The organism is Novosphingobium fuchskuhlense (assembly GCF_001519075.1).
In the GTDB taxonomy this organism is placed as follows: Bacteria; Pseudomonadota; Alphaproteobacteria; order Sphingomonadales; family Sphingomonadaceae; genus Novosphingobium; species Novosphingobium fuchskuhlense.
The window spans coordinates 571,223-597,018 of the sequence record NZ_KQ954245.1; the positions used below are offsets into that span (position 1 = coordinate 571,223).

Below are 25,796 nucleotides of genomic sequence, written 5' to 3' on the forward strand. Positions count from 1 at the left end.
TTACAGTCCTTGCCGCAAACCGCGCAATCGACTAAGCGCATGCCTCATTTTTAGGCAGACCCTGATGAGTGATCTTCCCGCACCGCCGCAGCTGAAGCCGATCATGGTCGGCCCCGTGCGCATTGCGCAGCCCGTGGTGCTGGCACCGATGACGGGCGTTTCCGATCTGCCGTTCCGCACGATGGTGCGCCGCTTCGGATCGGGCCTCAACGTGACCGAGATGATCGCCAGCCCCGCCGCGATCCGCGAAACGCGCCAGTCGATCCAGAAGGCCGCATGGCACCCCACCGAAGAGCCGGTGTCGATGCAGCTCATGGGCAACGAGCCCGCGCAAATGGCCGAAGCCGCACGGATTTCCGAGGACAAGGGCGCGGCGATCATCGACATCAACATGGGCTGTCCGGTGCGCAAGATCGTCAGCGGCGATTGCGGCTCGGCGCTCATGCGCGACATCCCGCTCGCCACTGCGCTGATCGAGGCGACGGTGAAGGCAGTCAAGGTGCCGGTTACAGTCAAGATGCGCATGGGCTGGTGTCACGACAGCCTCAATGCCCCCGAACTCGCGCGCATCGCACAGGATCTCGGCGCGCAGATGATCACCGTCCACGGCCGCACCCGCAACCAGATGTACAAGGGCTCGGCCGACTGGGCCTTCGTGCGCCGCGTGAAGGACGCGGTCTCGATCCCCGTGATCGTCAATGGCGATATCTGCGGGATCGAGGATGCCGCCCGGGCTATCGAACAGAGCGGCGCGGACGGCCTGATGATCGGTCGCGGTGCCTATGGCCGGCCGTGGCTGCTCGGCCAGGTCATGCATTGGCTCGAAACCGGCGAGGTTCGCGCCGACCCCACGATTGCCGAACAATATGCCCTTATCACAGAGCATTACCACGCGATGCTCGAGCACTATGGCACGGTTACCGGCGTCAACATGGCGCGCAAGCACCTCGGCTGGTATACCAAGGGCCTCCCCGGTTCGGCTGAATTCCGCAACCGCGTGAACTTCATCGATGATCCCAGGATCGTGCTGGCCGCGCTTGCCGAATTCTATGGCCGCGCCATGGCGGCACCGGCAGGCCGCGTGGCCGCGTGAGCGGGCCGGCGGACTGGCGCAAGAGCGGTGATGGGGGCCGGCCGGATCCCAAGCGCGTCATTGCCAGCCTGCCGCTCGCCGTTGTCACGCTGGCGCCCGACCTTACCATTGCCGCCGTCAATCCCGCTGCCGAGCAGCTCGCGGGGCAGGGGGCCCGCCGCCTCGTCGGCAAGGCTATCGAGGATGTCTTCGCCTTCGAGGAGCCGCTGATCCTGCACCGTCTGGCCGAAGGTGAAGCGCAGCTGTTTGCGCGCGATTCGCTGGTCCGCATCCTCGGCGCACCGGCGCGCCGGATTGATGTCATGACGTCACCGGTCACCCATTGCCCGGGCTGGCAGCTGCTCGCGCTCGGCGAGGCGGTCGGCGTGGAGGCGCTTTCGGGCGATGGCGGCGGTGCCGGGGCGGGTGAGGGCACCCCGCTCCGCGCGCCCGAAGTCCTCGCGCACGAGATCAAGAACCCGCTTGCCGGCATTCGCGGCGCGGCGCAGCTGCTTGGCCGCAAGGTGAGCGAGGCAGACCGCGCGCTCACCGAACTCATCACTGGCGAAGTCGACCGCATCGCGAAGCTGGTCGACCAGATGCAGTCGCTGTCGCGCCGCGGACGCGGGCCCGATATGCCCTGCAACCTCCACGAAGCCGTTCGCCGCGCACAGGCTGTTGTGGCGGCGGGACATGGAGGATTGGCGGTCGAGGAGGAGTTCGATCCCTCGCTTCCGCCGGTCATGGCCAATCCCGATGCTCTGGTGCAGGTCGTGCTCAATCTGTTGACCAACGCGCGCGAGGCCTGTGAAGCGGCCGGCGCACCGCGGATTGCGGTGCGCACGCGCTTTGCCAGCGGCATTCAGCTCCACGCCGGTCAGGGGGGCAAACCGCTGCGACTGCCAATCGAGCTGCGCGTCAGCGACAATGGTCCGGGCATCGATCCGGCGCTGCGCGATCATATCTTCGACCCGTTCGTGACAGGCAAGAAGAACGGGCAAGGCCTCGGCCTCGCCCTCGTCCAGAAGCTGGTGCGCGAAATGAACGGGCGGGTGACGCACGACCGCGACGAAGTGCGCGGTTGGACGCACTTCCGCCTGCATCTGCCGGTTGCTGGAAGCTCCAAGCCATGAAAAGCCGCATTCTTCTCGTCGAGGACGACGCCTCGATCGCGCTCGTCATCACCGCAGCGCTGGAGGCGGAAGGCTACTATGTCACGCGCTGCGCCTCGATCAGCGAACGCGATCGCCTTCTCGCCGGGCAGACCTATGGCCTCATGCTCACGGATGTCGTGCTGACGGATGGCGACGGTATGGAAACGCTGGGCCGGGTCCGCGAGGCTGCACCGCACATGCCTGTGATCATTCTCTCGGCGCAAAACACGCTCGATACCGCGGTACGCGCAAGTGACACCGGCGCTTTCGAATATTTCCCCAAACCCTTCGATCTCGATGAGCTGGTGCGCACCGTGCGCCAGGCCATCGGCGCGAGCGAAAGCGCTGCTTTCGACGAAACGGCCGACGATGTCGCCGCCGGCCTGCCGCTCGTTGGCCGCAGCCCGGCGATGCAGACGGTCTACCGCATGATCACCCGAGTTCTGCGTAACGATCTCACCGTCCTCATCCTTGGCGAATCCGGCACCGGCAAGGAACTCGTCGCCGAGGCGATCCACCAACTCGGCAAGCGCAGCGCGGGGCCGTTCATCGCGGTCAACACCGCCGCCATCCCCGGCGATCTGATCGAAAGCGAGCTGTTCGGCCACGAGAAGGGCGCCTTCACCGGAGCGGTGACCCGCCGCATCGGCAAGTTCGAGCAGGCGCGGGGCGGCACGCTCTTCCTTGACGAAATCGGCGACATGCCGCTCGAGGCCCAGACTCGCCTCCTGCGCGCGCTGCAATCGGGCCGGATCCGTCGCGTCGGCGGCACCGAGGAAATCACCCTCGATTGCCGCATCGTTGCGGCCACCAACCGTGATCTCGAACCGATGATCGCGGCCGGCACGTTCCGCGAGGATCTCTACTACCGCCTTGCCGTCGTGCCCATTGCGCTGCCGCCCTTGCGCGAGCGGGCCGACGATATTGAGGCGCTCGCCCGCCATTTTCTCGTCCGCGCCGCCGCGGAAGGGCTGCCGCGCCGCCAACTCACCGCAGCCGGCGCAGCGCTGCTCGCCCGCCAGCCCTGGCGCGGCAACGTGCGGGAACTGCGCAACTTCATCTACCGCCTCGCGCTGCTGGCCCGCGACGAGGTGATCGACGCCGCCGCGATCGAGCCGCTCCTCGCACAGGACCGCGCACAGCCCTCCGCATCGGCCCCCGGACTGGCACCTGCCACCCTTGCACCTTTGGCTCCGGCAGCCGACTTCGCGGAGGCGCTGGCGAGCTGGCTCGTGCACGAAGACCCGGCGGAGGGTGAGCTCTACAGCGCTGCGCTGGCCGCGTTCGAGCGTCCGCTGTTCCTCCACGCGCTCGCCGTTACCGGTGGCAACCAGTTGCGTGCCGCCCGTTTGCTCGGCATCAACCGCAACACGCTGCGCAAGCGCCTCTCCGACCTTGCGATCGATCCGGACGAGGCCGTCATGCGGCACTGACCTGCGCGTCGACGCACCGGTGTCGGTACTTCAAGGCCACATGGCGTTTACCGCGAATTCTCGTGGTTTCATCGAATCGGCTTGCGTTGCTGCAACAGTGGTGTTGTAGATAAGCAACGATGGTTCAGCACAGCAAACGCGGTATGCGGCGCTCACCGCGATGGTATCGCCGCCTTCTGGTGGTGATGCGCCGCGCCAATGTGTTTCTGCTGCTGGAAATGACCGCGATCACGGCGCTGGCGCTGATGGTCGCCGTCTCGTGGATGACACTTTCTTCAGTCGGCAACACGAACCAGCTCCTGCCCTCGCGCCTCACTGCCAGTCTGCTGATCGGCACGCTTGTTCCCGCGATGGCGCTGATCGTGCTGATCGGCCGGCGCCTTGCGCTGCGCCGCGCCGCGCGTTCTGTGCTGGGCAGCAGCGGGCGCCTGCACGTCCGGCTTGTCTGGCTGTTCTCGCTGATTGCGGCGATCCCCACGCTCCTCGTCGTGGTGTTCGCCTCGCTCCTGTTCCAATCGGGGGTCGAGTTCTGGTTCTCCGACAATTCGCGCGGGATGCTGGAAAATGCCAACAGCCTCGCGCGCGGATATTATGCGGACAAGCTGCGCGATGTCGGGAATGAAAGCGTCGCCATGGCGGGCGATCTGCGCGATTATCTCGGGCAGGCGCCCATCACCAGCCAGGACTTCGCCGAGGGCTACTCGTGGCAGGTGATCAATCGCAAGCTCAACGAATCCGCGATCATCGAACGTGGCCCGGACGGCACGCTGCGCACGGCCGCCATCGTCGATCCGGCGCGCAGCGAGCAGCGCGAACGCGTCACCCCGGCCGAGCTTGCGAAGATCGACGCGGGCGAGCCGGTGGTTGTCACTGCCTCGGCGGCCCGGATCGAGGCGGTCACACCGGTCGACCGCACGCGCGGGATCTACCTTTATGTGGCGCGCAATTCCGATGCCCTCGCGCTCAATCAGTGGCAGCGGGCGCAGAGCGTGCTCAAGGCCTATGACTATCTCAACCGCCGTGCCCGTGCATTGCAACTGCGGTTCAACATCGCGCTGCTGGTCATATCTCTCGCGCTCGTCGCGCTAGCGGTCTGGGTCGCGCTGCGCTTTGCCGACCGGCAGGTCGCCCCGCTGATCGAACTGGTCTCTGCCGCCCGCAATGTTGGCAGCGGCAATTTCGCGATGCGTGTCCAGCCCGGCAACGGAACCGACGAGGTCGGCCTGCTCGCCCGCGCATTCAACCGGATGACGGCCCAGCTGGAAACCCAGACCCAGGCGCTCGTCAGCGCCAATGCCCAGCTTGAGGTGCGCCGCGCCTTTATCGAGGCGGTGCTCGAATCGATCACCGCAGGGATCGTCTCGGTCGATCGTGACGGCGCGATCCGCCTCATGAACAGTTCGGCCCAGGCGCTGCTCCGCCCCGCGCGCGAGGATGAGGGCCGGATCGATCCTGTCGGCGCACCACTTGCCGAAGTCGCGCCGCAGCTTGCCCAGTTTGTCGCAGGCGGTGAGCGCAGCGGCGTGGTCCACTATGCCAAGGACGGCGATCTGCTCACGCTTGCGGTCAAGGTCACGGCAGACCGCAACGGCCACGTCATCACGTTCGAGGATATCACCCGCCAGCTGCTCGACCAGCGCAGGGCGGCATGGTCCGATGTTGCCCGGCGCATCGCGCACGAAATCAAGAACCCGCTCACCCCGATCCAGCTTGCCACCGAGCGCCTCAAGCGCCGCTATCGCCGGCAGATCGAGACCGACCCGGAGCTGTTCGAGGAACTGACTGCCACGATCATCCGCCAGGTTGGCGACCTCAGGCAGATGGTCGACGAGTTCTCCTCGTTCGCGCGTCTGCCCAAGCCGGTGTTCCGCCCCGAGGACGCGAGCGACCTCGTGCGCCAGGCGCTCTTCCTGCAGGAAGTCGCCCACAGCGATGTGGCCTTCACCTTCGAGGGTGAGGGGCCGGTGCCGGTCGAGGCGGACCGTCACCAGATCGGGCAGGCCATGACGAACGTGCTCAAGAACGCGATCGAGGCGATCGAGCAGCGGGCCAAGGCCGAGGACATCGCCTACCGCGGCCGCATCGCGGTCAACCTCGCCGCCGATCGCCACGCGGTCACGGTCACTGTTGCCGACAACGGGATCGGGCTGCCGGCCGAACGTGACCGCATTCTCGAACCCTATGTTACAACGCGTGAGAAGGGCACCGGGCTCGGCCTCGCCATCGTCAACAAGATCGTCGAGGAACACGGCGGCGCGATGGCCTTCGCACCGAATGCCGAAGGGGGCACTTCAGTGATCATGCGTTTCGCCCGCAATCCGCTCGCATCCGTCTCCGCCCCTTCACCTGAAGGTGTCACCGCTATCCCCGCCAACCGCTAGACCACACCTCCAGGACACACCGACTGATGGCTCTCGATATCCTCATCGTGGACGACGAACGCGACATCCGCGAACTTGTCGCGGGCGTGCTCAGCGACGAAGGCTATGGCTGCCGTACCGCGGCCGACAGCACCGCCGCGCTCGCTGCCGTGGACGATCGGCGCCCCAGCCTCGTCCTCCTCGACGTCTGGCTCCACGGCAGCCCGATGGACGGCCTTGAAGTGCTCGACGAGATCAAGAAGCGCGAGCCCGAACTGCCAGTGATCATTTTTTCCGGCCACGGGAATATCGATACCGCCGTCTCGGCGATCAGTCGGGGCGCCATGGATTTCCTCGAAAAGCCGTTCGAGGCGGAACGCCTGCTGCTCCTTGTCGAGCGCGCCACCGCCACCGAACGTCTGCGCCGCGAGAATGCGCGGCTGCGCCAGGGCCTCTCGATGGCCGACGGCTTCACCGGCAATTCCAGCGCGATCAATGCGGTCCGCGCGACGCTGAAGCGTGTGGCCAACACGGGAAGCCGCCTGCTGATCACCGGTCCTGCCGGCTCGGGCAAGGAAGTCGCCGCGCGATTGCTCCATTCGTGGAGCCCGCGCGCCGACCATGCGTTCGTCACGGTCAATTCGGCGCGAATCACGCCCGAACGGTTCGAACAGGAACTGTTCGGCGAGGAAATCGACGGCAAGCTGGTGCGCGCGGGCCTGCTGGAGATGGCCGACGGCGGCACGCTGTTCCTCGACGAGGTCGCGGAAATGCCCGCCTCCAGCCAGGCCCGCATCCTGCGCGTGCTGACCGAGCAATCCTTCGTGCGCGTCGGTGGGCACCGCCAGATCCGCGTCGACGTGCGCGTCGTCTCCTCGACCTCGCGCCCGCTCGAGAAGGAAATCGCCGAGCGCCGCTTCCGCGAGGATCTCTACTACCGGCTCAACGTCGTTCCGGTCTCGATCCCCTCGCTGATCGAGCGACGCGAGGACATTCCAGCGCTCGCCGACCACTTCTTTTCGCGCTATGCCAACGAGCAGGGTGTGCCGCCGCCAACGATCTCCACCGAGGCTATCGCCGCGATGCAGAGCTACGACTGGCCGGGCAACGTCCGCCAGCTGCGCAACGTGGTGGAGCGCACGATCATCCTCGCCCCGCGCGAACGGCTGACCCGCATCGATGCCGACATGCTCCCGGCTGAAATCGTCACCACCCGGATCGGCGGCGATACGAACACCTCGGCGCTGATGGGTGTCCCCCTGCGCGAGGCGCGCGAGAACTTCGAGCGCGAGTACCTGAAGGTGCAGATCCGCCGATTCTCGGGAAATATCTCGAAAACGGCGAGCTTCATCGGCATGGAGCGCTCTGCCTTGCACCGGAAACTCAAGCTCCTAGGAATGGCTGAACGGCGCGAGGACGAGGAACTCGACTAAGCTCTGCCCAAAAGGGGCCGGCGCGGTGAGGCCGATTTTGCCCCTGTACGTAGCGGCAATACCGACTTAGACTTGTCCTTCCTGACCGGCGTAAGCGCCGTACGAGCCCTTGTTCAGATTCGGCAGTTGCCGAGGTCTGAATGCGGTGAGTGCGACCCCTCGCCAGATTGTGCTCGGTCGCTGTGAGGCGTTCGGACGCCAAAAAGAACGAAAGGACACGACAAGATGACCGGCAGAACCCTCTCAGCGCGTCCGCGCACCAAGGTTGAAACCGCCACCGAAGCTGCCGCGCCGCCACCAGCCCAGCTTGTCGCTGGCAAAGGCCAGAACCTGCAGGACGTGTTTCTCAACTTCCTGAGAAAGAACAAGATCCCCGTCACGATGTTCCTCGTGAAGGGCGTCAAGCTGCAGGGCATCGTCACCTGGTTCGACAATTTCTCGATCCTTCTGCGCCGCGATGGCCAGTCGCAGCTGGTCTACAAGCACGCAATCTCGACGATCATGCCCGGCCAGCAGCTAGCGCCGACGCATTTTGCACCCGGCACCGACGATGCGTCCAAGAAGCGGCTGCTGCAGGACGTGTTCCTCTCCAGCGTGCGCGATGCCGGGGTGCAGGTGACGATGTTCCTCGTGAACGGTGTCATGCTTCAGGGCCGGGTCGCCGCCTACGATTTGTTCTGCATGCTGCTCGAACGCGAAGGCTACGTGCAGCTTGCCTACAAGCACGCCGTCTCGACGATCCAGCCCGCTGGCCATGTCGATCTGTCCGGCGAGTGGGACGGCGAATCATCCTGAACCGTCAAACAGGCCGACCCGCATGAGCGGATTTGAGTTCGGCCGGGAAACCGAGCTTGTCGGGGAAGTCACTCGCGGCGCCCGCGCCGTCGTGGTCCTCCCCGACTTGCGCCAGAAGGGCGGTCTCGATGCTGAACCGCGGCTCGAGGAAGGGCAGGGCCTCGCCCGCGCCATCGGCATCGATGTTGTCGATGCTTTTGCGCTGCCGATCCGCACGGTTCGTCCCGCCACCCTGTTCGGCGAAGGGCAGGTGCAGAAGATCGCCGTCGCCATCGCACAATCGGACGGCGAACTGGTCATCGTCGATGGCGCGCTATCGGCAATCCAGCAGCGCAACCTCGAGGACAAGCTCGAACGCAAGGTCATCGACCGTACCGGCCTGATCCTCGAGATCTTCGGCGAGCGGGCGGCGACTGCCGAAGGGCGCCTGCAGGTCGAACTTGCACACCTAGACTATCAAGCCGGCCGCCTCGTGCGCAGCTGGACCCACCTCGAACGCCAGCGCGGCGGCTTCGGTTTCCTCGGTGGCCCCGGTGAAACACAGATCGAGGCGGACCGCCGTTTGATCCGCGGCCGCATGGCCCGTATCCGGCGCGAGCTCGAACAGGTCCGCCGCACCCGCACCCTCCACCGCGAGCGGCGCCAGCGTGCGCCCTGGCCGGTGATCGCCCTCGTCGGCTACACCAATGCCGGCAAGTCCACCCTGTTCAACCGGATGACCGGCGCGGACGTGATGGCGCAGGACCTGCTCTTTGCCACACTCGACCCCACGATGCGCGCGATCCGCTTGCCGGGGCTCGACAAGGCGATCCTGTCCGACACCGTGGGCTTCATTTCGGAACTGCCCACCCAGCTCGTAGCCGCCTTCCGCGCGACGCTGGAGGAGGTGACCGCAGCTGACGTCATCGTTCACGTGCGCGATATCGCGAATCCAGCCACCTCGGCGCAGAAACTCGAAGTCGAGGAAATCCTCGCCGATCTCGGCGTGATCGGGGACGAGGGGGCCTCGATCCCGATCATCGAGGCGTGGAACAAGTGGGATCTTCTCGCGGAGGATGACCGCGCCATGCGCCGTGATCTGATCGCCGCCGGCGTGCCCGATCGGCAGGTCGTGCCGATCTCCGCGCAGACAGGCGAGGGCGTAGAGAAGCTGGTCGCGCTACTCAGTGAGCTGTTGACCGGAGGCGCAAGGGTCCTCGAACTGTCGGTGCCGATGGCCGATGGCCAGAAACTCGCCTGGCTCCATGCGCATGGCGAGGTCATGTCCGAAGTGCAGATCGAGGACGAGAATGGTGCCCCGATGCAGCGCCTGACCGTTCGGCTCACGCCGCGCGAACTGGGGCGCTTCGTCCAGCTCTGAGGCGTCAGCGCTCGGCGGCCTTGACCCGCTGCCATAGCTCCTCCTGCGCCTCGAGCGAGAGCGCCGGGAAATCGGAACCGGCCAGCGCTTCCATTGCGCGGAACCGCCGCTCGAACTTGGCGTTGCCATGGCGCAGCGCATCCTCCGGAGCGACGCCGTAGCGGCGCACGAGATTGACCGCCGCGAAAAGCAGGTCGCCCGCTTCGTCGAGCCGCTCGTTCTCGGTCCTTGCTGCGGCAAGCTCGTCCAGTTCCTCGATCACCTTTGCCCGAGGGCCTTCCGTGTCCGGCCAGTCGAAACCGACGCGCGCGGCCCGCTTCTGCAGCTTTTCGGCCCGCATCAAGGCGGGCAGCGCCAGCGCGACGCCATCAAGCGCACTGGTGGCGCCCTTGGCCGCGCGCTCCGCTGCTTTCTGCGCTTCCCAGCGGACCTCGCGCGACTGACCCTGATCTGCTGCATCGCCAAAAATATGCGGATGGCGCTCGGTCATCTTGTCGGAGATGGCATGGGCGACGGCATCGAAATCGAACGCGCCGAGTTCCTCGGCCATGCGCGCATGGAAGACCACCTGGAGCAGCAGATCGCCCAGTTCCTCGCGCAAGGCAGGAAGGTCGTCACGGTCGATCGCGTCCGCCACCTCATAGGCTTCCTCGATCGTGTAAGGCGCAATCGTCGCGAACGTCTGCGCGATATCCCATTCGCAGCCGGCATCGCGATCACGCAGCCGTGCCATGATCGACAGCAGCCGAGTCACGCCGGCAGCCTGAACCGTTTCCATGGCAGGGGAGACCTCGGGAGACTCGCTCATCTCTGCCGATCCTTGAGTTCGATAATATTTATTATGTTAAATAACATCCGGCCCGTCAGCGGTGATAGCCAGCAAAGGCAACCGCAGCGACCACAATGATCAACACCCACGCTGCGGCCATCCATGCGCTGGACGAAAGTCTCATGCGCCGCAGTTCACCGTGTCCCAAAGCAAGAACAAGCGCCATCGCAATCCCGATGAGCGCGACGAACTTGTCCGGCGTCACAATTCGAGTTCCATTCCGTCATAGCCCGGCTCGACGTGATCCGGCGTCTCATCCAGCAATGTCCGGTAATCCATGCTCTTGTCGAGATGCGTCAGCACCGCGCGTCCCGCCCGGCACGCCTCGACCAGTTCGAGTGACATGGCCAGATGCGCGTGCGTCGGATGCGGCTGCCGCCGCAAGGCATCGACCACAAGCACGTCGACCCGGTCGAACAGCGCGACCATCTCGCCGGTAATCGCACTGAAGTCCGTCGCATAACCGATTGACTTTCCGTCCTGATCAAAACGGAATGCAGTTGTTTGCGCCGGCCCGTGCGGCATCTGGCAATGCGTCACGCCAATGCCGGCCACCATCCGCACGCGGTCCAGGTTGTCGAGATTGCAAATCGTCGGATAACCGAATTGCCCGGCGAAAACATAGCCGAAGCGCTGGCGCAGCCGCCGCACCGTCTCGTCCGCGGCATAGCCCGGAATTGGCGCCCCGCGACCCATGCGCAGCGGTCTCAGATCATCGATGCCGTGGGTGTGATCGGCATGGTCGTGGGTCCAGACCACGCCGTCGATCCGTGCGATGCCGGTGGCCAGCAGCTGGTGCCTGAGGTCCGTCGGCGTATCGACGAGAATGCGACCGCCATCGCTACCCTCGACGAGGATTGCCACGCGCGTGCGCCGATTGCGCGACTCTTCCGGATCGCAATCGCCCCAATCGTTGCCGATACGCGGCACCCCCGTGGACGTGCCCGATCCCAGCACGACGAGCTTCATGGGCGCGCCTTGGTGAATAGGCGGAAGAAGTTCGCCCCGGTCTGCTCCGCCAAGGCCTCGGCCGACGTCCCGCGGAGCGCGGCCACGAAGGCGCACGTATCGGCGACAAACCCCGGCTCGCAGACCTTGCCCCGATGCGGCACCGGCGCGAGGAAGGGAGCATCGGTTTCTACCAGCAGGCGGTCCGTCGGAACTTCGGCAACAAACACCTGCAAGTCCTTGGCATTCTTAAAGGTTACAATCCCGGAGATCGAGATCGTCAGCCCGAGATCGAGGACCGACCGGCCGAAACCGGCACTGGCGGTAAAGCAGTGGATCAGCGCCGGAAATGCGCCCTTGGCCATTTCCTCGGTCAGGATCGCCAGCGTGTCATCCTCGGCATCGCGTGTGTGGATCACGATCGGCAGGCCAGTTTCACGCGCCACGGCGATATGCACCCGAAACAGGTCTTGCTGCACCTGCCGGTCCGAATGGTCGTAGTAATAGTCGAGCCCGGTCTCGCCAATCGCGATCACCCTGGGATCGGTAGCCGCCTCCCGCAGCGCCTCGGCGCCAAGATCGGCATGGGCATCGGCCTCGTGAGGATGGATGCCGATGCTGGCCCATACGTCGGGTTCGCGGTGCGCCGTCGCCACCACCGCGTCCCACTCGCTCCGCCGCGTCGAGATGTTGAGAAAGCCCCGCACCCCGCGCTCCCGCGCGCGCGCCAGCACGTCAGCCTGAGTTTCGATCAGGCCTTTGTAATTAAGGTGGCAGTGCGAATCGATCAGCATCAGGCCGCGTCTTCCTCCGGCAACTCCAACCTTGGGAACGCCGGGCTTGGCGCCGCAAGCCGCTCGCCCGTGGCGACGCGTGCAAGGAACCAGTCCGCCTTGGCAAGCGCCGTGATCCCGCGCTCGTCGCCCGGAATACCAAGTTGATCCAGCACCTTGTCAGCCGCAGTTGGCACAACGGGCCGGATCGCGATGGTGAGATCGCGGATCGCCATGAACAGTGTCATCAGAACGGCGCGCATCCGCTCCGGATCGCTCTTGCGCAGCGCCCAAGGGGCCTGCTCGTCGACATACTGGTTGCAGGCGAACACGGCCCGCATCCACGCCTCGATCCCGGCCGAGAAGTTCAGCGCGGCAAATTCGCGCGGCAGCTCGTCATGGCAGGCCTCAAATACCGCGGCGAGCAGCCGGTCGTCCGCCTCGTTGCTCGCAAACTTTGCAACTTCACCATCCATATTCTTGAAAATCATGGAAAGTGTGCGCTGAACGAGATTGCCGTAGCTGTTGGCGAGTTCCGCATTGCACCGCGTCACGATCGCCTCGGGTGAATAGGATCCGTCCTGTCCGAAGACCACGTCGCGCATCAGGAAGTAGCGCAGGGTATCGACGCCGAACCGCTCGGCCAGTGCCAACGGGTCCGTCACATTGCCCAGCGACTTCGATTCCTTCTGCCCCCGGTTGAGCAGGAAGCCGTGGCCGAAGACATGCTTTGGCACGGGCAAACCACCGCTCATCAGGAAAGCTGGCCAGTAGATCGTGTGGAAGCGCACGATATCCTTGCCGATGAGGTGGAGGTCGGCCGGCCAATATCTCTTATAATCTCCTGACTCATCAGGAAAACCGAGGCCGGTGATATAGTTCGTCAGCGCGTCGACCCACACGTACATGACATGATTGTCGCTCCCCGGCACTTTGACGCCCCAATCGAAGCTCGTGCGCGAAACCGACAGGTCGCGCAGGCCCTGGCTCACGAAGGCGATCATCTCGTTGCGCCGGCTTTCCGGGCGGATGAACTCCGCATTCTCGCGAAACAGCGCCAGCAGCGGCTCCTGATACTTCGAGAGGCGGAAGAACCAGCTTTCCTCGACCGTCCACTCGACCGGGGTGCCCTGGGGCGAGAGCTTCTCCCCCCCTTCCCCGTCGATCAGCTCGCTGGCGTCGTAGTAGGCCTCGTCGCGCACCGAGTACCAGCCCTCGTAGCGGTCGAGATAAAGGTCTCCATTGGCTTCCATCCGCCGCCAAAGTTCTTGCGTCGCGGCATGGTGGCGCGGCTCGGTGGTGCGGATGAAAACATCGTAGTCGACATTCAATGCATCTGCCATGGCAATGAAATGACCGGCCATTTCATCTGCAAGTGCGGCCGGGGTGATGCCCATGTCGCGCGCCTTCTGCGCCATCTTCAAGCCGTGCTCGTCGGTCCCGGTCTGGAAGCGTACGTCGCGTCCCATCGCCTTATGGAAACGCGCGATGACGTCGGCGGCAATCGCTTCATAGGCGTGGCCGATATGCGGCTTGCCGTTCGGGTAGCTGATCGCGGTCGTGATATAGTAGGGCTCGCCCATGGGCTGCGACTGTCCTTGGCTTGAATTCCGGGGCTTGAATTCCGGGGCTTGAATTCCGGGGCTTGAATTCCGGGGCTTGATTTTCGGGGCTGCGGGAAGGCTGACTTCAGGCCGCGCCCTCCCTAGTGCGCGCCACCGATGCCAGCAAGCCGCCGATTTCCAGAAGCAGGAGCGCCGGCTCGAAGTTGTAGGTCGGCGCCTGCGCGGCAAGGCTGGCAAGCGCGGCATGGGCTTCGACGATCCTCAGGCGCGCCGCATCGTCGCGGCGGTCCATTGCAGCCACCAGCACACGCCGCGCCACCTCAAGCAACGCCAAGAGGCGTGCGCGGTCCGGCCGCTGGCCAAGGATGGTCGAAAGCTCTCCACGCAGCGCAAGATCGGGATCGCCCTCGGCGACGAGCCGGCTCATGAGCTGCCATGCCCCGCCCAGATCCATCTCCGCAAAGGAAAGCGCGGCCCCTGGCGCACCGCCGCCTGCCGCGATCGCGGCCTCAAGCGCCGGCCCGGTGAGCTCCGGTGCTGCCTCGGCCAGCGCGCGCGCCATGTCATCAGCCACAAGTGGATGGAAACGGAGCACCGTGCAGCGCGAGCGCACGGTGGGCAGCAGACGCCCGATCTGGTGCGTCACCAGCAGGAAAAACGTGCCGACGGGCGGCTCCTCGAGGCTCTTGAGCAGCGCGTTGACCGCGCCCTTTTCGAGATCATCCGCCGCATCGATGATTACCGCGCGCCGCGCGCCCAGAGTTGGCCGCGTGACGAGCCTGCGCTGCACCCCGCGGATCTGGTCCACACTGATGTTGCGCTTGCGGGCATAGGGCTTGCCGTCATCGCGTTTCTTGGCCTCGTCCTCGTTGCTGGGCAGCGGTTCGAGCACGTGGATATCCGGGTGCGCCTCGGGCGCGGGCTGCGGCACACCCGGCTCGGACACGAGCTCTGCCGCCGCCGCCCGCGCAAAATTCGCCTTGCCGAGGCCTTCGCGCCCCGCGAGAATCCAGCCATGGTGCATGCGCTGTCCACCCCGCGCCGCGCGCCAGACGGCCCAGGCCTCGTCATGACCGATCAGGCGGCGCACAGGCTGTCCACTGCTGCCAGAACGCGGGCGTGGACGGCATCGGGCGCACCCGCTGCATCAACTGCGGCAAAGCGCTCCGGCTCCGCCTCGGCAAAGCGCCGGAAGGCGGCCGCGACACGGGCGTGATAGTCGGCCGCACGGCCCCCGATCCGGTCTAGTATGCCGGCATCGCGCATCGCCACACGCGCGGCGGCCTCGGCCGGATCGAGCGTCAGCAGGACCGTGCAATCGGGCAGTAGGCCCCCACTGCCGATCCGGTGAAGGGTGAGGATATCCGTATCGTCCAGCCCGCTGCCGCCACCCTGATACGCCCGGCTGCTATCGAGATAACGGTCGCACACGACCCACGCCCCGCGCGCCAGCGCCGGGCGGACCAGCGTTTCGACATGGTCGGCCCGCGCCGCTGCGAAGAGGAGCGCTTCGGCCCTTGCCCCCCAGCCAGGCCCCTGCCTGTCCAGCAGCAGCGCCCGGATCGCCTCTGCCCCCGGTGTCCCGCCCGGTTCACGGGTGGTGACGACGTCCACACCCCTTCCCCGCAGGGCTTCGGCGAGGAGCCGGCTCTGGGTCGATTTGCCGACCCCTTCCCCGCCCTCGAAGACGATGAAACGCCCGCTCATTGGCCCAGCATCGCGAGCAGCCCGTTGCGCAGCCGCGCGAGAGTCCCGGCCTCGGGCACGCTGTCCGCCGCCACCAGCGGCAGCCGGGTCTCGCCTTCGCCCGGCACACGCACGATCAGGCTCGCCACTTCATCGCCCTTGGCGATCGGGGCGCGCAGAGGCCCCTTGTAGCGCAAGCGCAGGGAATAGTTCGCATGCGCGCCGGCCGGCAAGGTCAGCGCCAGCGGATGCGGCGCAACCAGGTCGACGCTGCGCGCTTGCCCGCCCTGCACTTTGGCCGTGCCGATGCGGGCCCCGCCGGCGAACAGCGGATGCGCCTCGAACGCGGCAAAGCCCCATTCCAGAAAGGCGCGCGATTCCTTCGTGCGGTCGGCGGGACGATCATACCCGCCAACGACCATCATCAGCCGCCGCCCGTTGCGGATCGCGGAGCCGACAAGGCCGTATCCCGCCTCGTTGGTGAAGCCCGTCTTGACCCCGTCCGCGCCTTCGACGTGGCCATAGAGCGGATTGTGATTGGGCTGCTCGATCCCCCGGAACGCCAGCCGCTCGTGCCCATAGAACCGCGCGTAGAGATCGGGATGGCGGGTGATCAGCGCGGTGCTCAAGGTCGCGAGATCGGCGGCGGAGACATAGGTCTCGCCTTCATCCATCCAGCCATTGGGCGTGTTGTAATGTGTATCCTTGAGGCCGAGCTTCTTCGCCTCGGCGTTCATCAGCGCGGTGAAGGCCGGCACGCTTCCGGCTACGCCTTCGGCGAGGACGACGCAGCCATCATTGGCCGAGACGGTAACGATCCCCTCGATCAGCTCCGCCACCGAAGTCTCGCTATCCTGCGCGAGGAACATCGTGCTGCCCACGCGGTGCCACTTGCGGAAAGCCTCCGGGCTCATGCGGAAGCGCTGGTCGAGCTTGAGCTTGCCGGCCTTGATCAGCTCGAAGGCGACATAGCTTGTCATGATCTTGGTGAGCGAGGCGGGGACGAAGCGCCGGTGCGTTTGCCGCTCGAACAGCACGCGCCCGCCGTTCACGTCGATCAGCAGCGCGATCGGCGCAGAAACCTGCGGCATTGCGAGAAAGGCTTCGGCGCCGTCCCGTGGTGTAGGCGCCGCAGCGCGCACTGGCACTGCGGCCAGCGCGGCAATCAGCACAGCGGTCACTATTCTCGAAGCCAAGCGCGAACCCCGTTCCTTTGGTACCGCGCGGCAGGCCTTGCTAGTCGTGCACGATCCGGGCCCCAGCATAGCCCGCAGCGCGCGCCTTCGCCAGTCCGCGAGTCGCCTCATCCCCGGGCGCGAAGGGCCCGCTGCGCACGCGCCAGAGATTTCCCGACCGCACCAGCGATCCGCCTGCCTTGCGCGCGGCCGCCTCCGCGTTGCCGCGCTGCGAAAACGCACCGATCTGCACGTAAACCTGCGCGGCGGCCGGCTTGGGATGGGCCTCGGGCCTTTGCACCGGTGCCGGCTGCGGCGGTTCGGCCGCCGGGGCAGGTTTTGCCGGAGCGGGTTTTGGCGCAGGGGGTTTTGGCGCGGGCTTCGAAGCAGGCTTCACTGGCGGTTTTGCCGCACCCGGCGCGGCCTTGACCGGCGGATTGGCGGCAGGAGCAGGCCTTGGCGCGCCGGCCGCGGCCACTTCGGCGGGCCGGATCGTCACCGGCAGGTCGCCCACTGGCGGCTCGAGGCCCAGTTTGCGGCGGAGCGCTGCGAGCAGACCGGACGGCGTGTCCATCCGGGGCGGAACAGCCTGTCCGGTCCGGAGCAGCGCGCGCTCGGTCTCGGGCGGGTTGACCCGCCGCACTCGCACCGGTGCCGATGCATCGCCCGGCAGCCCCAGTTGCGCCCAGGCCATCGGCGACAGGGCGACGAGGCCGTCACCGCTCATCGGCCCGCGCCGGTCGATCCGCACGAGGATGGTCCGCCCGCTCGAAAGCGAGGTCACCTCGACGTAGCTCGGCACCGGCAAGGTCCGGTGCGCACCGTTGATCCGGCCAGCAACGCCGTCTTCCGGGCCCATCGGCACCGCACGGCCAACGGCGTCGTAATTCAGCGTATCCGCCGGCGTGAAGGTTTTGCCGTCGACGGTGAACGGATCACCCAGCGTAACCGGATAGTCACCTGCCGGCCCCGTCATTTCAGGCAGGGAAGCCTGGCGGTCGCGTGCAATGGCCGGCACCGCAAGGCCGGAGCCGAGCACCAGCGCCGCCGCCAGCACCGCGAGGCCGGTATTCCTGTTAACGGGCAATCTCATCAGCCAGCAGTCCCACCGAGAGCGCATAGAGGTTCGAGCAATTGTAATCGAGGATGACCCTATAATTTCCGGTTAGCAGGTAGGCCGTCTGACCCGGACCGTCGGGTTCAAGCAGGCTGGCGAGCGTTGTGTCCGCCAAGGTTGCCGCTCGCGGCACCACGCCGAGCGCCTTCCATTCCGCCACCGTCTTCCACCGCGAATGGCGCGCGAACACCTGCGGGCAGCGCGGACTGGCAAGCGCGGTACCCAGCGCGGGCCGGTCGAGAGGCAGCGTCACATCGACTGCCACGCCCCAGGGCTCGTCCCGCCGCCATCCCGCATCGCGGAAGTAGTTGGCGATCGAGGCCAGCGTGTCCTTCCGGCTCGTCCAGATATCGGCGAAACCATCCCCGTCGCCGTCCTGCGCCACGCGCAGGTAGACGCTCGGCAGGAACTGCGGATTGCCAAAGGCGCCGGCCCAGCTACCCAACAACTTCGCGCGCGGCACACCCCTGTCGACCATCTTGAGGAGCGCGATGAATTCGTCTGCGAACAGCGCCCGCCGCCTGCCTTCGTACGCCAGCGTGGCGAGCGAACGGGCAAGGTCGAAATCCCCGGTGTAGGAGCCGTAGTTGGTCTCGTGCCCCCAGATCGCCAGCACGATCTTGGGCGGAACGCCGTACCGCTGCTCGATTTCGGCAAGATAGTCGGCTGAAGCCGCGTACTGCCGCCGTCCGCCGGCAATGCGGGCCGCATCGACATGGGCGCGGCGATAGCCGGCGAAGGCCGGGACAGATGACGCCGTCCCCGGCTGCGCCCGGTCGAGCGCGACCACGCGGGGGTTTTCGGTCAACCCGCTGGTCACGGCCAAAATGGTCTCTTCGCGCACGCCTTCGGCCCGCGCCCTTGCGGCAAGATACTGGAGATAGCCCTGAAAACCGGCGGCAGCATCGTCACTCTGCGCCCCAGCAGAGCCCGCCACGAGTGAGAGCGCGAGAGCGGCAGCTGCAGATCGCAAGAAGCCCGGGGGCCACGGCATGCTAATTCGGATTGGCAATGGCATCGTGACGAGACAGTCGCACAGCGCGGGCAAGGTGGGAATCCCCCAATCGATGAAACGCGTGGGAAGTGCCGTCACCGCCCTCATCGCAAAATCTCTTTGCGAGCCTCGATCCGCCCGCTATCGGCACCCATGCGCGCAGCGCCGCGGACAGGTGGCCGAGTGGTTTAAGGCAGCGGTCTTGAAAACCGCCGTGGGTGGAAGCTCACCGTGGGTTCGAATCCCACCCTGTCCGCCAATTACCCGTTTTTGACGGTTCCTCTCCGACCCCGCGCCCTAAGGAAACGCTAAGGTTTGCGGGGGCTTTCGCGTCCCCAGCCGGACCTTGTCGTTCCCTCGCAACCGCGCTACAGTGTGGGAAATTGTGTGGGAGCAATTTGATGGGTAAGCTGACTGCAACCAGTGCAAAGGCGCTTACGGCACCGGGCCGGTATAGCGACGGTGACGGGCTGGAACTGTTGATCGGGCGAACTGGCGCAAAGAGTTGGGTTGTCCGCGTCCAAAAGGATGGCAAGCGCCGGGACATCGGCGCGGGCAGTTTCAAGAAAGTCTCGCTCGCCGAAGCGCGCGTCAAAGCGGTCAAGATTCGCTCGCAGATCGAAGCGGGGATCGATCCGGTTGCAGAGCGCCGCAAGGCAAGAGGTATTCCCTCATTCCGCGAGGCCGCGGCGCTCGTTCATGCCGAGCAGAAAAAGGGATGGAAGAACGGCAAGCACACAGACCAATGGATCAACACGCTCACCGCTTACGCGTTCCCAGCCTTTGGCGACGTGTCTGTCGCCGGGATCGACGCCGCTGCGGTGCGCGACGTGCTGGCGGCAATCTGGTTGACCAAACCGGAGACGGCGCGGCGACTGCGTCAACGTATCCGCACGGTGATCGATTGGTCTGTCGGCAAAGGATACCGTGAGGCTTCGCTCGCTTGGCCGGTGATCGACAAAGCCCTGCCCAAACAGCGCGCCAAGGTTAAGCCTCACCCTTCACTTCCCTACAGTGAGTTACTCGGGTTTCTTTTTAAGTTACGCGAGAAGGAGACGATGGGGCGGCTGGCACTGGAAGCCCTCATCCTCACAGCCTGCCGGTCCGCAGAAGTACGCGGTGCGCTGTGGCCGGAGATCGACCTAGAGGCCAAGCTGTGGCGCATTCCAGCCGGTCGCATGAAGGGCGGTGTCGATCACACCATCCCGCTCTGCGATGCCTCTGTGGCGCATTTCGAGCGCATGAAGGCCCACAAACGCGAGAACAACGACCTAGTGTTCCCCGGCACGTCCAAGGGCAAGTCGCTGTCTGACATGACACTCACTAAGCTAATCCGCGACATGCACGCGGCGGACCTGAAAGCGGGCGGGCCAGGATTCATGGACCCTGTGCAAAACAAGATTGCGACGGCGCACGGTTTCCGCAGCACGTTTGCCGATTGGATCAATGAGCAGACCAGCTTCCCGCGCGAGATTCGCGAGGCGGCGCTGGCGCACGTTAACCAGAACAAGGTTGAAGCGGCCTATTCCCGCACAGCGTACTTGGACAAGCGCCGTCCGATGATGGAAGCATGGGCCGCGTACTGCGGGGGATCGACCGGCGGCAATGTGGTGCAACTAGTCAACAAGTCCGCTTAAGTCGACTACACCGACTTGCGCGGTGCGTTATGCACATGTTCGCCCGAACTTTATTGGAAAAATAATTCAGACACAGTTTGGGACTTGAAAGGCCTGAATTCCGCCGATTCCAGTGCCAAGGCAATCGACCAACAGACGATGAAATGAATCGCTCGTGCGACGAGCCGAATCGGTAATGCGGTGGTGAGTCCCTTGCGTATCAATCGCCCTCGCCTATCCTACGAATACCCCGGCGTTCCAACCTTTAAACCGAGCCGTTCGGGCTAACTGTAGGAGAAAATACCAAATGATCGACATCCCAGAACTTATGACTGTGGCGGACTTCTGCGCCCGGTATTCAATCGGCAAGACCAGCGCGTACCGAGAAGCAAAAGCGTCTCGCTTGAAGCTGCGTAAATACGGGACCGCTACGCGCATTGCGCGTGCTGATGCCGAAGCGTGGGCGGCAAGTCTGCCTGTGATCGAGCGAGGGGCGGCATGACTGCGCCGTCCGAAAATGAATGTCCCCCGGTCGCGCCAACGACCGAGGGACTGCACAGTGCTGTGGGAGCAAATGCAATGATACAATACGCGAACGATGCGGACGCGGGCAAGCCTCGTTTCGATCCGCCGCTAAAGGCCTACCAGAACACGATGCCGCATGACGGCAAAGGCATTGCAAGAATTGCGTTCCGCGCCTCAGAGGGCCGCCTATGGGCCTATAGAGGCAAACGGGCGCGCGTCCTCGCCATGCTCGCAACAAACGATGATGGGGTGACGCAATGGGATTGCTATCCATGGCACACCCGGCTGGCGGCGAGCGTCCAAGTCATGCGTGACGATGGGATCGAGATCGAGACGACGCTCGAAGGTCCATACCGTCACGCGCGCTACCGGCTGCGGACACCCGGCACCCTTACAATGCAGGGGGACGAAGGATGAGCAAGCACATCATCTTTGAACGGATGCACCGAGGCGAGCTGCTGCGCGTCACCCAGGACACCTACAAAGGGACCACGTTTGCCAACTTCCGCCGATGGTATCCCAAAGACGGCGACTGGAAAGCGGGTAGCAAAGGCGTCACGATGCCGCTCGACGCGCTACCGGCTCTTACGGCGGCATTGATGGCCTACCATGGCCTAGAGGTCCCTGACGGGCTGGAAACCGGCTCCTAGAGCCTTGGAGGCGGGCGCGGACGTGCTGAAGTTTCCTGAAGTCCGCGCCCTAATCTCCCCAAACTTGAAACTTGCGCGATATGGGCAAAAGCGACCAGCCGCGCGCGCCGGGGCCTGTTAAACAAACGGGCAGAAAACAGCCAATCGGCCAATCTGGCACAGCGCTTGCAGTTAAGGATACTATTCCCAGTGGTGGCTTATCTCCGGCTGGCAGGCGCTGGGGCGGCGCGCGCAACCGTGCAGACCGGACCAGCGAATACCTCACATTGCGGCATTGCCGGAACTTGATTGCATGGGCGGACCAAGCACAGCGCATAGGCCTGCCGTTCAACCGGCATTGGACTGTCCATTACGAACGGGCGGGCATTGCCGAGATCGACGCGGCCCGGTTCATCGGGCGCTTGCTCAAATTGGCCGGAGACTATGCGCGGCGGCACAACGGTAACTTTGCGGTAATGTGGGTTCGCGAGAACGGCGACGGCAAGGGTGGGCACGTGCATATCCTTTTGCACTTGCCTGCCTCACTGGCGCTGCGAGGGCGCACGGCGCATTGGGTCCGGCTGGCCGGGGGAAAGTGCTGTGCGCGGGTAAGCCGGGTTAGATCGATAGGTCACGCATTGAAAAGCGCGGATAACGGCGGCGAGCATTATCGGCACAATGTCGATAAAGTGCTGGCCTACGTGATGAAAGGCGCGGATGCCGACGCGGGCGCGGCGCTGGGGCTGGCACGCTACGGTGAGCGGGGAAATGTCGTTGGCAAAAGGTGCGGACGAACGCAGAATATTGGCATGGCCGCCAATGCCAGATTATATTCAGAGTGAGAAATTTCGTATGCGCGAATTCATATTGTTGGCTGCAGCCGCTCTGTCGCTCGCACCCGCTACTGCAAATGCTGGTTGGAAAACGGGCAACAATTTATACGAGAGCTGCAAGTCCGAACGCCCGCTTCAATATGCAGACTGCACAAGTTTTTCGATGGGAATAATTGATGCAAGCGAGCTTCTAGGCAAAACACTTCATATTCCGGCCGATATAACGGCGGGTCAGTTGCATGATATAGTGTTTAAGTACCTGGAGAATCATCCGGAAAACAGGCATTGGCCCGCCAGCATTTTGGTCTGGAACGCAATACGCGAAGCCTACCCAGCGGAGAACCCGCCACTCAAAGGTCAATAACCTTCCGTAGCCGTAAAAAGCGGGCAAGATACGCGAATGAGCTTGCTCTCGATTCTCGCCTCTGGGGCGTTGTGCGCTTCGCCATCCGTGCATGATGGGGATTCAATCCGCTGCGGAGGTGAGCGCATCCGCATTGCCAATATCGACGCGCCGGAACTGCCCGGTTCCCCCAAGTGCGGGGATGGCAGGCGGGCCTATGCATGGTGCGACTACGCGGCAGGCTATCGAGCACGTGATGCAATGCAAGCGTTCCTCGCTCGCGGGCCAGTCATGATCGAGCGCATGGGGGCGGACCAGTACGGGCGGACGCTGGCGCTTGTCACGGTCAACGGGGAGGAAGCGGGTAGGTATCTAGTCAAGCTAGGTCTGGCGCGCCGCTGGCGGTGATCGACCGGCCCGACCACTAAAGTAGAGAGATTTAGAGAGCTGCGCCTTCCACGCGCCCGAATAAACTAGGCGAAACTAGGCGCGACCGTTGCACACCGGAACGGCACAGCCCCCTGCGGCTCCCCGACGCAAGTTTTCGGACGCCATAAAAGCGGGACGTCTCACGCGCGCGAGGACCTGACAAAACCCGATATTGAGGGGGTCACGGCAGGCCATTGTGGGAAAAAGTGTGGTAGCGCCACAAGTCAGCCTGATAAACTGATATTTTTTCAATATTTTATGGGTTTTGTCATACGGACACCCTGTCCGCCAAGCACCGGGGCCAAAGCAGGGTTGGCCCGGCTCAGCTTCACGCGATGATCAGGAAGTCGGTCCAGACAACCTCGGGATGGTCCCCGTGGCCCAGCTGCGCGATCTGGATCGGTCCGCGTCCGCTCGGCCCTTCGGCGTCGTAGTAGAGCGCGCCGGTCTTGGTGTTGTAGATCAGGAACTGGCCGTCCTCCACTGCGCGTGTCGCGCCGGGGGCCGCCAGAAACGCATCGCGGCTGATCCGCCCCAGGCCGTCGAAATCGGTGAATACCGCATTCGAAAGCTGGAACTTGTCGCCTTCAGCGCGCAGGAAATCGGTAATCAGATCGACATTGGTCAAGCGGTTCGGCACGGACGAGAACACGAAGCGATCGGCCCCGGCACCGCCACTCAGCACGTCGTTGCCCTTCCCACCATCAAGCACGTCGGCTCCGTCCCCGCCGCTCAGCACGTTGTGCTGGTCGTTGCCTGTGATGGTGTTGTTGAGTGCGTTGCCCGTCCCGTCGGCCGAATAAGGCCCCACAAGGGTCAGGTTTTCGATGAAGGGGCTCAGGGCCGCGTCAACCGAGGAGCGCACTTCATCGATCCCGCCGCCTGCCACATCATAGGCAAGGTCGCGCAGGTTGTCGAAGATGAACACGTCGTTGCCGCGTCCGCCGTACATCTGGTCCGCACCAAGCCCGCCGTCGAGCACGTCGTTCCCCGCCCCGCCGCGCAAGATATCCTTGCCGCTGCCGCCCTGCAGCAGGTCGTTGCCATTGTCGCCGGAAAGATAGTCCTTGCCCGCTCCGCCGATCAGCGTGTCATCGCCGCCCTTGCCGAACAGCCGATCAGCATCCACACTGCCGGTGATCACATTGGCCAGCGCGTTGCCAAGGCCCAGGTGCGCCCCGCGCGAGGTGAACGTCAGGTTTTCCACCGCATCCGGCAGCTTGTAGAGCAAGGTAGCTGCCAGCACGAGGTCGGTGCCCTCGCCGTCAAGCTCTACCGCCTTGTCGAGCTGGTTGTCGGCGACGTAGGTGTCATCGCCCTCGCCGCCTTCCATGCGGTCGATGCCGGCCCCGCCATCGAGCAGGTCGTCGCCCGCCAGCCCAATCAGGATATCGCGGCCATCGAGGCCGTAGATCAGATCGCTGCCGGCAGTGCCGCTCAAGGTATCGTTCTTGATCGTCCCCTTGATCGTGGTGGGCACGGTGTGGTCCTTCGCGTTCTGGCCTTCGCGTTCCGGGCGGGCAGACCCCAGCCCTGCCCCGCGATTGTTGCAGAAGGACTACAGAACCCTGCGTTACCCTGCCGACATCACAGCACCAGATCGCCCGCAACAATTGCCGGCGCACCGTTGCAGCGGATCCAGAAGTCGGCGATCCCGTCGCCGTTGGTATCGCCCTGCAGCACGGTCAGGCTCGACATCGTTACCGCACGCAGTTCTCCGGCAATGTGTCCGAAAGCGGCAGCGCCGATAAAGGTGAACGCATCATCGCCCGCGCCATTGGCCGTGTTCGCATCGACAGCGGAAAGGTCGATCCGGTCACCCTGCTCGTGGCTGAAATCGGCAATCATGTCGCAGCTTGATGTGGTGAGCCCGCCAAAGTCACCATTGCCGAAGCGGAAGGTGTCGGCCCCCATTCCGCCATTGAACACATCGCGTCCCGCCCCGCCGACAAGGACATCACTGCCATCCCCACCAAACATCTGGTCCGCGCCCGCGCCGCCGGAAAGGGTATTGGCAGCGGCATTGCCCCTGACAACGTTGGCCAGCGCATTGCCGGTCCCGTTGATCGCCGCCGCGCCGGCCAGTGTCAGGTTCTCGAGATTGTCGCCCAGAGTGAAACTGATCGTGGAAATGACGAGGTCGCGTCCCGCATCAGCGGCTTCGCTCACGCTGTCGCCCACGTTGTCGACGCGGTAGGTGTCATTTCCGAGCCCGCCAGCAAGGGTATCCGCACCGAGGCCGCCGTCGAGCACGTTCGCCGTCTTACCCCCGGTCAGCGTATCGTTGAGGTCGGTCCCGATCAGGTTCTCGATCCCGCTCAGCGAATCGGTTCCCGCCCCGCCGGTGTTCTGCGGCCCGATCAGCGCAAGGCTCACGGTCACCGCCGATTTCGCGCCTGCATAGCTGGCGGTGTCGAGCCCGCCGCTCCCTGCCATCTTGTCGTTCCCCGCACCGCCGACGAAAGTGTTGGCATCGCCGTCGCCGACCAGCGTGTCGTTGAAGGCACTGCCGATCACGGTCTGGATTCCCCAGAGCCCGTCATTGCCGATCCCTGCAGAACTGTCGCCTGCCGCACTGAATGCCGTGTGGGTTGCCAGGCTGATGGCAAGCGCCGCTTTCGCGCCGGTATAGTTCACCACATTGGTGCCCTCACCGCCATAATAGGTATCGTTGCCGGCATCGGTTCCGGCCATGAAGATGTCGTTGCCGCCTTCGCCATAGGCGAT

The 25,796-nt window shown here is 64.7% G+C and carries 26 protein-coding genes and 1 tRNA gene; 15 read left to right on the plus strand and 12 right to left on the minus strand.

Features of this window, described 5'->3' with window-relative positions:
• The first annotated feature begins 64 nt into the window (after window positions 1-64).
• The 7 genes from dusB to hflX all read left to right on the plus strand — a co-directional run bounded on the left by dusB (window position 65) and on the right by hflX (window position 9,607).
• Window positions 65-1,093, plus strand: coding sequence for a tRNA dihydrouridine synthase DusB (gene dusB, locus AQZ52_RS12475; protein ID WP_067911175.1), 1,029 nt, complete (start codon window positions 65-67; stop codon window positions 1,091-1,093).
• The gene (locus tag AQZ52_RS12480) at window positions 1,090-2,205 is read left to right on the plus strand and encodes a two-component system sensor histidine kinase NtrB (RefSeq protein WP_067911178.1); all 1,116 of its coding nucleotides are present in this window, start codon (window positions 1,090-1,092) and stop codon (window positions 2,203-2,205) included. The genes dusB and AQZ52_RS12480 overlap by 4 nt, the downstream gene beginning before the upstream one ends.
• Complete coding sequence (locus AQZ52_RS12485) at window positions 2,202-3,659, plus strand: sigma-54-dependent transcriptional regulator (protein WP_067911181.1); 1,458 nt, start codon at window positions 2,202-2,204, stop codon at window positions 3,657-3,659. Before AQZ52_RS12480 ends, AQZ52_RS12485 begins: the two co-directional genes overlap by 4 nt.
• 143 nt (window positions 3,660-3,802) lie before the next feature.
• The gene (locus AQZ52_RS12490) at window positions 3,803-6,040 is read left to right on the plus strand and encodes a sensor histidine kinase (RefSeq protein ID WP_240481618.1); all 2,238 of its coding nucleotides are present in this window, start codon (window positions 3,803-3,805) and stop codon (window positions 6,038-6,040) included.
• A gap of 26 nt (window positions 6,041-6,066) precedes the next feature.
• Window positions 6,067-7,452 carry a nitrogen assimilation response regulator NtrX gene (gene ntrX, locus AQZ52_RS12495; RefSeq protein ID WP_067911184.1) on the plus strand — a complete coding sequence of 462 codons (1,386 nt, stop codon included), beginning with the start codon at window positions 6,067-6,069 and terminating at the stop codon, window positions 7,450-7,452.
• 225 nt (window positions 7,453-7,677) lie between these two features.
• Entirely contained in the window at window positions 7,678-8,247 is a 570-nt protein-coding gene (hfq, locus tag AQZ52_RS12500; protein ID WP_082697918.1) for an RNA chaperone Hfq, read from the plus strand.
• A gap of 22 nt (window positions 8,248-8,269) precedes the next feature.
• The gene (gene hflX, locus AQZ52_RS12505; protein WP_067911186.1) at window positions 8,270-9,607 is read left to right on the plus strand and encodes a GTPase HflX; all 1,338 of its coding nucleotides are present in this window, start codon (window positions 8,270-8,272) and stop codon (window positions 9,605-9,607) included.
• 4 nt (window positions 9,608-9,611) lie between these two features.
• On the opposite strand, the gene mazG is transcribed toward hflX, so the two are convergent.
• The 10 genes from mazG to AQZ52_RS12550 form a co-directional block, all read right to left on the minus strand.
• Window positions 9,612-10,415, minus strand: coding sequence for a nucleoside triphosphate pyrophosphohydrolase (gene mazG / locus AQZ52_RS12510; RefSeq protein WP_240481619.1), 804 nt, complete (start codon window positions 10,413-10,415; stop codon window positions 9,612-9,614).
• A gap of 55 nt (window positions 10,416-10,470) precedes the next feature.
• Window positions 10,471-10,641 carry a hypothetical protein gene (locus AQZ52_RS18565; RefSeq protein WP_156424921.1) on the minus strand — a complete coding sequence of 57 codons (171 nt, stop codon included), beginning with the start codon at window positions 10,639-10,641 and terminating at the stop codon, window positions 10,471-10,473.
• Entirely contained in the window at window positions 10,638-11,405 is a 768-nt protein-coding gene (locus tag AQZ52_RS12515; protein ID WP_067911189.1) for an MBL fold metallo-hydrolase, read from the minus strand. Before AQZ52_RS12515 ends, AQZ52_RS18565 begins: the two co-directional genes overlap by 4 nt.
• Window positions 11,402-12,178: a TatD family hydrolase gene (locus AQZ52_RS12520; protein WP_067911193.1), complete on the minus strand. Its 777-nt coding sequence runs from the start codon at window positions 12,176-12,178 to the stop codon at window positions 11,402-11,404. Before AQZ52_RS12520 ends, AQZ52_RS12515 begins: the two co-directional genes overlap by 4 nt.
• On the minus strand, window positions 12,178-13,740 hold the full coding sequence (gene metG, locus AQZ52_RS12525) for a methionine--tRNA ligase (RefSeq protein WP_067911196.1): 1,563 nt from the start codon (window positions 13,738-13,740) through the stop codon (window positions 12,178-12,180). The genes AQZ52_RS12520 and metG overlap by 1 nt, the downstream gene beginning before the upstream one ends.
• A gap of 106 nt (window positions 13,741-13,846) precedes the next feature.
• A complete protein-coding gene (locus AQZ52_RS12530) occupies window positions 13,847-14,803 on the minus strand; it encodes a DNA polymerase III subunit delta' (protein WP_156424949.1) in 957 nt (318 codons plus the stop codon).
• Window positions 14,800-15,429, minus strand: a complete 630-nt coding sequence (tmk, locus tag AQZ52_RS12535) for a dTMP kinase (protein WP_067911201.1) — start codon at window positions 15,427-15,429, stop codon at window positions 14,800-14,802. The genes AQZ52_RS12530 and tmk overlap by 4 nt, the downstream gene beginning before the upstream one ends.
• The gene (locus AQZ52_RS12540) at window positions 15,426-16,604 is read right to left on the minus strand and encodes a D-alanyl-D-alanine carboxypeptidase family protein (RefSeq protein ID WP_067911205.1); all 1,179 of its coding nucleotides are present in this window, start codon (window positions 16,602-16,604) and stop codon (window positions 15,426-15,428) included. The genes tmk and AQZ52_RS12540 overlap by 4 nt, the downstream gene beginning before the upstream one ends.
• A gap of 40 nt (window positions 16,605-16,644) precedes the next feature.
• Window positions 16,645-17,676, minus strand: a complete 1,032-nt coding sequence (locus tag AQZ52_RS12545; protein ID WP_082697923.1) for an SPOR domain-containing protein — start codon at window positions 17,674-17,676, stop codon at window positions 16,645-16,647.
• Window positions 17,660-18,694, minus strand: a complete 1,035-nt coding sequence (locus tag AQZ52_RS12550) for a lytic murein transglycosylase (protein WP_067911208.1) — start codon at window positions 18,692-18,694, stop codon at window positions 17,660-17,662. Before AQZ52_RS12550 ends, AQZ52_RS12545 begins: the two co-directional genes overlap by 17 nt.
• Window positions 18,695-18,863: 169 nt before the next feature.
• On the opposite strand from AQZ52_RS12550, the gene AQZ52_RS12555 reads away from it, so the two are divergent.
• From AQZ52_RS12555 to AQZ52_RS12585, 8 genes are all read left to right on the plus strand, one after another.
• Window positions 18,864-18,953: transfer RNA gene (locus tag AQZ52_RS12555), tRNA-Ser, on the plus strand.
• A 142-nt stretch (window positions 18,954-19,095) separates the two neighbouring features.
• Window positions 19,096-20,331, plus strand: a complete 1,236-nt coding sequence (locus AQZ52_RS12560) for a tyrosine-type recombinase/integrase (protein ID WP_067911210.1) — start codon at window positions 19,096-19,098, stop codon at window positions 20,329-20,331.
• A 286-nt stretch (window positions 20,332-20,617) separates the two neighbouring features.
• Complete coding sequence (locus tag AQZ52_RS12565; protein ID WP_067911212.1) at window positions 20,618-20,812, plus strand: hypothetical protein; 195 nt, start codon at window positions 20,618-20,620, stop codon at window positions 20,810-20,812.
• Between the two features lie 77 nt (window positions 20,813-20,889).
• Window positions 20,890-21,252, plus strand: a complete 363-nt coding sequence (locus tag AQZ52_RS12570) for a hypothetical protein (RefSeq protein ID WP_067911215.1) — start codon at window positions 20,890-20,892, stop codon at window positions 21,250-21,252.
• Window positions 21,249-21,485 carry a transcriptional coactivator p15/PC4 family protein gene (locus tag AQZ52_RS12575; protein WP_067911233.1) on the plus strand — a complete coding sequence of 79 codons (237 nt, stop codon included), beginning with the start codon at window positions 21,249-21,251 and terminating at the stop codon, window positions 21,483-21,485. The genes AQZ52_RS12570 and AQZ52_RS12575 overlap by 4 nt, the downstream gene beginning before the upstream one ends.
• A gap of 80 nt (window positions 21,486-21,565) precedes the next feature.
• The gene (locus AQZ52_RS12580) at window positions 21,566-22,306 is read left to right on the plus strand and encodes a hypothetical protein (RefSeq protein ID WP_156424922.1); all 741 of its coding nucleotides are present in this window, start codon (window positions 21,566-21,568) and stop codon (window positions 22,304-22,306) included.
• 10 nt (window positions 22,307-22,316) lie between these two features.
• The gene (locus AQZ52_RS18570) at window positions 22,317-22,661 is read left to right on the plus strand and encodes a Rap1a/Tai family immunity protein (protein WP_156424923.1); all 345 of its coding nucleotides are present in this window, start codon (window positions 22,317-22,319) and stop codon (window positions 22,659-22,661) included.
• Between the two features lie 36 nt (window positions 22,662-22,697).
• On the plus strand, window positions 22,698-23,048 hold the full coding sequence (locus tag AQZ52_RS12585) for a thermonuclease family protein (RefSeq protein ID WP_067911239.1): 351 nt from the start codon (window positions 22,698-22,700) through the stop codon (window positions 23,046-23,048).
• 349 nt (window positions 23,049-23,397) lie between these two features.
• On the opposite strand, the gene AQZ52_RS12590 is transcribed toward AQZ52_RS12585, so the two are convergent.
• Both AQZ52_RS12590 and AQZ52_RS18575 read right to left on the minus strand, forming a co-directional pair.
• Window positions 23,398-24,549, minus strand: a complete 1,152-nt coding sequence (locus AQZ52_RS12590) for a calcium-binding protein (RefSeq protein WP_067911242.1) — start codon at window positions 24,547-24,549, stop codon at window positions 23,398-23,400.
• A gap of 107 nt (window positions 24,550-24,656) precedes the next feature.
• The coding region (locus tag AQZ52_RS18575) for a calcium-binding protein (RefSeq protein WP_276203272.1) at window positions 24,657-25,796 on the minus strand (1,140 nt) is incomplete at its 5' end.